Annotated in this window: 8 protein-coding genes and 1 pseudogene; 6 read left to right on the top strand and 3 right to left on the bottom strand. The window is 28.1% G+C overall.

The window, feature by feature from the left end:
- Positions 1-654 (bottom strand): annotated as a pseudogene (locus tag XO11_RS08875) (flagellin); the annotation flags it as partial.
- Between the two features lie 252 nt (positions 655-906).
- Here XO11_RS08875 and XO11_RS08870 point away from each other — a divergent pair.
- Positions 907-1,680, top strand: coding sequence for a carboxylesterase (locus XO11_RS08870; protein WP_175418510.1), 774 nt, complete (start codon positions 907-909; stop codon positions 1,678-1,680).
- A gap of 15 nt (positions 1,681-1,695) precedes the next feature.
- On the opposite strand, the gene XO11_RS08865 is transcribed toward XO11_RS08870, so the two are convergent.
- Positions 1,696-2,571, bottom strand: coding sequence for a hypothetical protein (locus XO11_RS08865; RefSeq protein WP_175418509.1), 876 nt, complete (start codon positions 2,569-2,571; stop codon positions 1,696-1,698).
- A gap of 13 nt (positions 2,572-2,584) precedes the next feature.
- The gene (locus XO11_RS08860) at positions 2,585-4,000 is read right to left on the bottom strand and encodes an Rne/Rng family ribonuclease (protein WP_014297255.1); all 1,416 of its coding nucleotides are present in this window, start codon (positions 3,998-4,000) and stop codon (positions 2,585-2,587) included.
- Between the two features lie 139 nt (positions 4,001-4,139).
- On the opposite strand from XO11_RS08860, the gene XO11_RS08855 reads away from it, so the two are divergent.
- From XO11_RS08855 to XO11_RS08835, 5 genes are all read left to right on the top strand, one after another.
- The gene (locus XO11_RS08855) at positions 4,140-5,021 is read left to right on the top strand and encodes a hypothetical protein (protein WP_014297254.1); all 882 of its coding nucleotides are present in this window, start codon (positions 4,140-4,142) and stop codon (positions 5,019-5,021) included.
- 91 nt (positions 5,022-5,112) lie between these two features.
- A complete protein-coding gene (gene fsa / locus XO11_RS08850) occupies positions 5,113-5,772 on the top strand; it encodes a fructose-6-phosphate aldolase (RefSeq protein ID WP_014297253.1) in 660 nt (219 codons plus the stop codon).
- 23 nt (positions 5,773-5,795) lie between these two features.
- Positions 5,796-6,383 carry a hypothetical protein gene (locus tag XO11_RS08845; RefSeq protein WP_175418508.1) on the top strand — a complete coding sequence of 196 codons (588 nt, stop codon included), beginning with the start codon at positions 5,796-5,798 and terminating at the stop codon, positions 6,381-6,383.
- A 2-nt stretch (positions 6,384-6,385) separates the two neighbouring features.
- Positions 6,386-7,213 carry a hypothetical protein gene (locus XO11_RS08840; RefSeq protein WP_014297251.1) on the top strand — a complete coding sequence of 276 codons (828 nt, stop codon included), beginning with the start codon at positions 6,386-6,388 and terminating at the stop codon, positions 7,211-7,213.
- On the top strand, positions 7,200-7,766 hold a 567-nt coding region (locus XO11_RS08835), incomplete at its 3' end, for an Rpn family recombination-promoting nuclease/putative transposase (protein WP_175418507.1). The genes XO11_RS08840 and XO11_RS08835, both read left to right, overlap by 14 nt.

Below are 7,766 nucleotides of genomic sequence, written 5' to 3'. Positions count from 1 at the left end.
GGCAACTGTTACGTTTGCAGAACCAGCAGTAACTGTTTTTGTAGTAACCATTGTTTTACCGTTTGAATCTACTCTCCAAATTCTCACTTCTAATTCAGAATCTGCATTACCAGTAAATTGTCCAACTTCCATTACAAAATTAGCATCTGCTGTAATTCCTGAAGAATATGCCCCTACTGCAAAATGTGCTGAACCTGGATTTACTATCTTTGCATCTGCATTTCTTGTTGCCTTTAATGAACCATCTAATAAATTCTTTGTGTTAAACTGTGTTGTTTTTGCTATTCTGTTAATTTCGTCTCTTAATTCTGTAAATTCATTCTGTAGCTGTACCCTATCTGCATCTGTGTTTGTATCTGTTGATGCCTGTACTGCTAGTTCTCTCATTCTCTTAAGAATTGAATGAACTTCGTCCAATCCACCTTCTGCTGTTTGGATCATTGAGATAGCATCCTGTGCATTTCTTACTGCTGTGTCTAAACCTTTTATCTGGTTTCTCATCTTTTCAGAGATTGCCAATCCTGCTGCATCATCTGCTGCTCTGTTGATTCTTAAACCAGATGATAGCTTTTCCAATGATTTTCCCATTTCTGTTTTTACATTACTCATAGTCCTCCATGTGTTTAATGCCTCTACGTTATGATAAATTCTCATAATTCCACCTCCGTGTGAAATTTATTTAATTTTTTATTTTCATCTCAATTTGTGTTCACAATATATTTCGTCGGAAATTTTTTTTACTTTAGTTTTTCTTTAAAAAATTTTTTAATTAAGTCTAAAAACTGATATTTTCGTTGTTTTATATGTCTTCATATTATATTTCGTCATTTTTTCTGGGGACTTTAATAAATTTTATAAAATATTCTGTGATATAATAAAATCAGATAATCAAAGGAGAGTGATATTATGTTTTTTGATAATATTCCAGAAAATTCCCATATACTTTATGAAAATTCTCAACCTTTGTTTTTAGAAGGTGGAAAAACTGCTGTTTTAATTATACACGGATATACTGGCACTCCACATGAAATGTATTATCTTGCTCATAGACTAAATGAGGAAGGATTTACTGTATATGTACCAAGATTACCAGGCCACGGAACAAATTTTGAAGATTTTTTAAGTACTTCATGGAAAGACTGGTTAAGAAGGGTTACTGATGCATATATCGAATTGAATTCAAAGTATGAAAAGGTTTACATCACCGGACTTTCTATGGGAGGAGTATTAACATTAATACTTGCATCTAAATTTAATCCTGAAAAGATTGTACTTGCAGCACCTGCCATAGAAGCGAGCGATTGGAGATTAAAATTCACCCCCGTATTAAAATTCTTTACAAAAAAAATAAAAAGAAAAAAGGTTGAGCATTTTGAAGAAGAAGGATTAAATAAAATTGCTAAAGAATATTGGAGCTATGATTGTCCTCCAAAAGCTGCTGATTTATATTTCTTACAAAAAATGGCAAAGCGTAGGCTTATGAGTGTAAAAAGCGATACATTAATTATTGTTTCAAAAAAGGATAAAGCTGTACCAATGAGTGTAGCCAGTACTATAAAAAATAAAATCTCTTCAAAGGTTATAGAAACAGTGGTATTAGAAGAAAGTCCTCATGTTGTTACTAATGATATTGAAAAGGAAAAGGTTGCTGATGAAATTATAAAGTTCTTTAAAAAATAAAAAGATGGAAATGGTTCAACCATTTCCATCTTTTCTTTTATAAAATTCTTCATATAATAAGTTTCTTGATATTTGTTTTCCTTTATTTTCAACAGCATATGAATAGGCTATATTTCCAAGAAGTAGTGAATCTTTTAAATTTTTCCCATCTAACAATGAATTAATAATTATACTTTTAAATGCAGATTTTGCTTCAAAAATATACTCTTTTTTTTCAGAAAAAGGTATTATTTCTTCTTTTATGTCATCAAATTCAAAAACAATATTTCCATTTTTCATAAATGTTATTTTATATAGATATTTTACATTTTTCAATTCCAGTTCTTCATTTATAAAGATGAAATCTCCAAATATTTCAGAATCTTCAGGGAAATTTATTGTTTCTTCAAAATCCAAAAAGATAAATTTGCCCAATAATTTTAGATTCCTTATTAATTTTGTATTCCAGTTGCTTAAAATAATATATACGCTTTTTACTTCATTTATTATTTCTGAAAGATTGTTTAATATAAATGTATAGTCAATATTTTCTATGTTTCTATAATCTTTATAGACTTTATTGAACCCATCACCATATAACTTTAAAATTCTTCTGGTTCCATATGGCTGTCTTGACCAGAAAAATAATATCTCCTTTTTTTCAAAATAGCTATTTATTAATTCATTAAATTCATCATTGCCAATATAATCAAATAACACAGGACTTATTCCTATTTTTCCTAAATGAGTGGCTATTCTCGTTCCTATTCCATCAACAGCTAATTCAATATGTGGAAGCGTTAAATCAGATTTTATAACTATCTCCACACCACCAACAATTAAAACATCTGCCTTTCTTTTCATTTCATATACAGAAAACATCTGTTCCTGTATCTGGTAATGGATTCTCATATACATCCCTCTTTTACTTTCTATATCTTATATTATATGAGTTGGGATCAGGCCAATTGAAATCAAGATCTAATTTTACATCAAATTTTTCTTCTATTTCTTTTTTCTTCTCTTTGGTGAAATAACCTGAAAGATTATGATATACACTTGTATATACTTCTTTAATATTATGCCCTCTCTTTAAGTCCTCCAAAGATTCTTCTAACTCTTTTATAACCCTTCTAAAAACAATCCTTGGCGATGCTATTTTTCCTGTCCCCTGACAAATTGGACATTGTGTAAATAACAAAGCATCAATTGAAGGAGTTGTCCTTTTTCTTGATAATTCCAATAACCCTAATTTTGTAAATCCAGAAATTGATATTTTCGCTTTATCTTTTTTTGATTCTTCTCTAAAAAGATTTATTATTTCTTCTTTATGTTTTGCATCTTTCATATCTATAAAATCTATTAATATAATTCCCGCTATATTTCTCAGCCTTAATTGTCTTGCAATTTCAACAGTTGCTTCTAAATTTGTTTTGTATGAAGTGTCTTCAACATTTTCTCCAAGCACATTACCTGCAGAATCTATATCAAAAACAGTAAGCGCCTCTGTTTTATCTATTGTTATAACCCCTCCACCTGGAAGTTCTATTTTCCTTGCAAACATATCGTCCATCTGTTCATATACATTAGTCCATGAAAATGCATCTATATCGACTTTTCTTATTTTCACATTTTCATTTATTTCCTTTATCTCTTTATTAAATCTCTTAAAAAGCTCTTTATCATCTGTTATAATCTCATTTACCGAATGATCAAATCGTTCCCTTAATATATAATCAACAAAATTTTCGTCTTCATATAAAAGTGCCGGTTTATTTGAATTTTTAGCTTTTTCCTTTATATTCTCCCAGATTTCCTTTAATTGAAAAAATTCTTCTTTTAAACTTTCAAAATCAACATTTTCGCTGTTCGTTCTAAAGATTATACCTTCTTCTTCGTTTTCTATTAACATTTCCCCAATTTCCCTCAGTCTATCTTTTTCGGATAATGACATAATTTTTTTTGAAATTCCTATGCTATTTTCGCCAAATGGCATATATACCATATACTTTCCGGGAATATTAATGTGCATGGTAAGCTGTGGCCCTTTTCTGACATCGCCATCTTTTTTTACCTGCACAATTATAAATGATCCTCTTCTTAATGTATCAGGATCTATAGTTGTATCTTTAAATCGCAGAAAACCGTTTTTTTTCGCTCCAATATTTACAAAAAAGGATTCAAGAGCCGGAACAACATTTTCTATTCTTCCGTAAAATATTTTTCCTGTTAATTTTCCAACTTCCAGATCTTCAAAAAAGATTTCCATTAATTTTTCATTTTCAAGTAGTGCTACGCGCATTTCGTCTGAATGATTGCTAAATACAAGAGTCTTTTTCATCTGTATCACCTACTCAATATTTTTCCTTATTATTATAACATCAAATTTTATTTTTTTAAAATTAAAAGTATCAAAAAATCCGACGATATATAATTCGGGAAAATATTATTTAATTATATCTTTCAAGGAGGAGGATATTATGAGGAAAGGATTTCTGTTTGTTGTTCTGATTTTATTAGGAACTATGGTATTTCCAGAAACATATTATGTTATTGGAAATACTGTTTTTAGAGGCTCTTTACTGGATTCATCAAATCAATATGAAGTTACCGTTGTATCGCCAGAAAATGATTTAACAGGTTTTTCTGATAAAAGAATCATAGTTATCGATGATAATGTAAAAGAGCTGTTAAATCAATATTATCTTGTAAATGGAAACGATATGGCAAAACAAGCTGTAAAAAAAGGAGATATAACTGTAAATGGAAATATTGTTCCAGAATCTGCAAATATGAATTTAAAAACCATTTATCATGAATTTAAATTCTTCATGCCAAAAGATTATTCATTATGGAAAATTGGCGGAAGAAGAGAAGATGAAAATAAAAATGAATTATCTTCTTTAAATAACACGGTATGGTATAGAATCCATAAAAATGGTTTTTCTGAAAATAATTTATATAAAGATTTTGAGTTACCTTATTGCGAAGATACACATGTAGAATTTTATGCAGAAATTGCAGGATTGGTCACAAAAGGAAAAAATCTTGATCAAAAAGCTTATAGCGTTGCAGGGATTATTTTTGCATTTTTAGATGAAAACAAAAATACTCTTGATAAAATTGCTTTTGTGTGGAGTTCTTCAGATTATCCGTTTAAAGAATACTTATGGATTAACCCAATGCCTTTAAAAAATTCTACTGATTTTAGAGTAAAATTTAATGTTAATGATCTTGCATATAAAAAACAGATTAAATATTTAAGAGTTATTTTCTGGACTTTTGGAAGCTCTCATTCTAAAACATTAAACGCCGATTTATGGATTAGAAATATAAGATTAGTTGTTGCAAAAGAAAAATAATTTTAATACTATAAAATATAAGGGTTCGCATTTGCGAACCCTTATATTTGTGATATAATAAATATATACAAACTATTGCGGAGGTGGCAATATGAAGATTTTTCTGGATACTGCAAATATTGAACAGATTAAAATAGCAAAGGATTGGGGCATTATTGATGGAGTAACCACAAATCCAACACTTGTTGCAAAAGAAGGAAATATTGATTTCGAAACAAGAGTAAAGGAAATTTGCGATGTTGTTCAGGGACCGGTAAGTGCTGAGGTTGTATCAATGGACTATGAAAATATGGTAAAAGAAGCAAGGGAATTAGCTAAAATAAGTGAACATGTTGTTATAAAAATTCCCATGACAAAAGATGGAATAAAAGCTGTAAAAACTCTCTCTTCCGAAGGAATAAAGACAAATGTTACTCTTGTCTTTAGTCCTTTACAGGCTCTATTAGCCGCAAAAGCCGGTGCTACATATGTAAGTCCGTTTATAGGTAGAGTTGATGATATTGGAAACCAGGGACTTGAATTAATAGAAGAAATTTTACAGATTTTCTATAATTATGGCTTTGAAACTGAAGTTATTGCCGCAAGTGTAAGACACCCATATCATGTTGTTGAAGTTGCAAAGATGGGATGCGATGTTGCTACAATACCATTTAGTGTTTTAGAAAAACTTTTTATGCATCCATTAACAGATAGAGGTATAGAAAGATTTTCAAAAGACTGGGAAGAATATTTAAAATTAAAAAACAAATAATAAAATAGTATGAGGAATGATAAATGGAAGAACTTTTATTAAAAATTTCAAATACATCTATAGAATTTCCTGATATAGAATTAAATACAGGAGAAAGGTTAGGGATTTTGACAAAAAATCCCTCTTTTCTCTTTGAAAAATTATTTAAGATAATTATTTCTCCAAAAAAATATACCGAAGAATATCTTTTAGAAGGAATAGATGCTGAAAATCTTTCTTTTTTTAGCCATAGAATTTTTCATATTATTTCAAAAGAATTATGGAACACAACAGATTTTATAAAAATATTAAAAAATAAAACAAAATTCAGAAAGATTATAGTTTTAATATTAGATGAAACAGATGTGGAAATCGAGCAATTAATCGTCTTAAAAAACTTCTTTGAAGAAAAAAATAATCTAAGTGTAATAGTTATTACAGATTCTAAATTAGCAATAGAAGCAATATGTATTAAAGCTATTGATGAATCTGGAACTTCTTTGGAATTTAATGAAAAGCTGTTATTTGAAGATATAATTTCCGGCGAAATCTTTGAAAATTTTGAAGAAATAAATAATAATTTTGCTCTGGGCATTTTAAAGAAAAGAAGCATTTCTGAGGGGCGAATATAAATATGCATTTAAAAAAAGAATGGGTTACTTTTATAATTATGCTATTATCTTTTACTGGAATCATGCTACTGTCGAATATGATATTTGATCACATATTCCAAAAAGAACCATATTTGTATTATGGTTCTTTGCCTATTGAAAGTAAAAATTTAAAATATACAAAAACATTTCCCAAAAAAGCAAAGGCAGTTTTAAGCCTGGAAGATAATATTATGAAAATATATATTCCCAAAAATACCAGATATTTTGATAATATTTTTAAAGATATAAAGGTTTTTTTATACGATGCATCGTTGAAGAAAAATACAATTGTAAAACCATATTTTATAGATTCTCCATTATTAAAACCACCAGATATATATAATCGATATATTAAAATACTGGGAATAATAATATTTGTGTTTATTTCATTGAGTGGATACATATTTTCCTTTTTCAACAAAAATAATCTAAGATTATTGTTATTACATTATTATCCAGAAATTCTAAAAAGGTTTCTTATATTTATCGCTATTACTTTTAGTTACATTGGAATACTTTTTATACTCAGAAATGACTTAAATCTCTTTCTATTATATATTGTGATGGCATTTGTAGCAATATTATTAACCACAATTTCTAACAAATCTTTCTTAAATTTAATTATCTATGTAGCTGTGTATAATAGCCTATATTTCTTTGAATTTTATAATCCAAACATTAAAGCTTTGACAGCAATTTTAATTGTTGCTCTTGTTATAAATATATCTCTAAACTATTTTCAAATAATAAAAACAAATAATAAGCCAAACAACAAACTTAATAAGGGGGATGCAAATGGGATATTATGATCAACTATTCAAGGAAATATTTTCCGATAAAGAGATGTTAGTTGAATTTATAAACCTATTTGTAAAAAAACTAAAAAATTACGACATACAACCTGAAAATATAACAATAGAAAAAACAAAATTCACAGATTTAAAATATGGAGATAGAGAAAGTGATTTATTGTTTAAAATAAAATATGAAGAAAATGAATTATTTCTATATTTAATAATAGAACATCAATCAAGTGTAGATTATTTAATGCAATTTAGAATACTTGAATATATGGTAAGAATATGGAAAAAATATATAAACGAAAATAAAGAACAATCTAAAAGGAAAAGTTTCAAGTTACCGCCAATAATACCAGTAGTATTCTATAACGGAAAAAGGCGATGGACAGCAGAAAATTGGTTTATGAGAAAAATAATTAACTGGGAAGAATTTAGCGTATATGTACCACAATTTAAATATGAAATAATAGATTTAAGTCAAATAGAAGAAAAAGACTTATTAAAAGCCAAAAATGCATTAAGCTTATTATTAGCTGTAGAAAAATTGGATAAAGAGGAAATA

It is taken from the genome of Marinitoga sp. 1138, from assembly GCF_013363265.1.
GTDB classification, from domain to species: Bacteria; Thermotogota; Thermotogae; order Petrotogales; family Petrotogaceae; genus Marinitoga; species Marinitoga piezophila.
The sequence above is the reverse complement of the archived record's forward strand: the minus strand, read 5'-3'. Positions and strand labels throughout refer to the sequence as shown.

Coding starts and splice junctions, on each gene's coding strand:
- XO11_RS08870 (WP_175418510.1), top strand. CDS start 907: ATGTTTTTTGATAATATTCCAGAAAATTCCCATATACTTTATGAAAAT.
- XO11_RS08865 (WP_175418509.1), bottom strand. CDS start 2,571: ATGAGAATCCATTACCAGATACAGGAACAGATGTTTTCTGTATATGAA.
- XO11_RS08860 (WP_014297255.1), bottom strand. CDS start 4,000: ATGAAAAAGACTCTTGTATTTAGCAATCATTCAGACGAAATGCGCGTA.
- XO11_RS08855 (WP_014297254.1), top strand. CDS start 4,140: ATGAGGAAAGGATTTCTGTTTGTTGTTCTGATTTTATTAGGAACTATG.
- fsa (WP_014297253.1), top strand. CDS start 5,113: ATGAAGATTTTTCTGGATACTGCAAATATTGAACAGATTAAAATAGCA.
- XO11_RS08845 (WP_175418508.1), top strand. CDS start 5,796: ATGGAAGAACTTTTATTAAAAATTTCAAATACATCTATAGAATTTCCT.
- XO11_RS08840 (WP_014297251.1), top strand. CDS start 6,386: ATGCATTTAAAAAAAGAATGGGTTACTTTTATAATTATGCTATTATCT.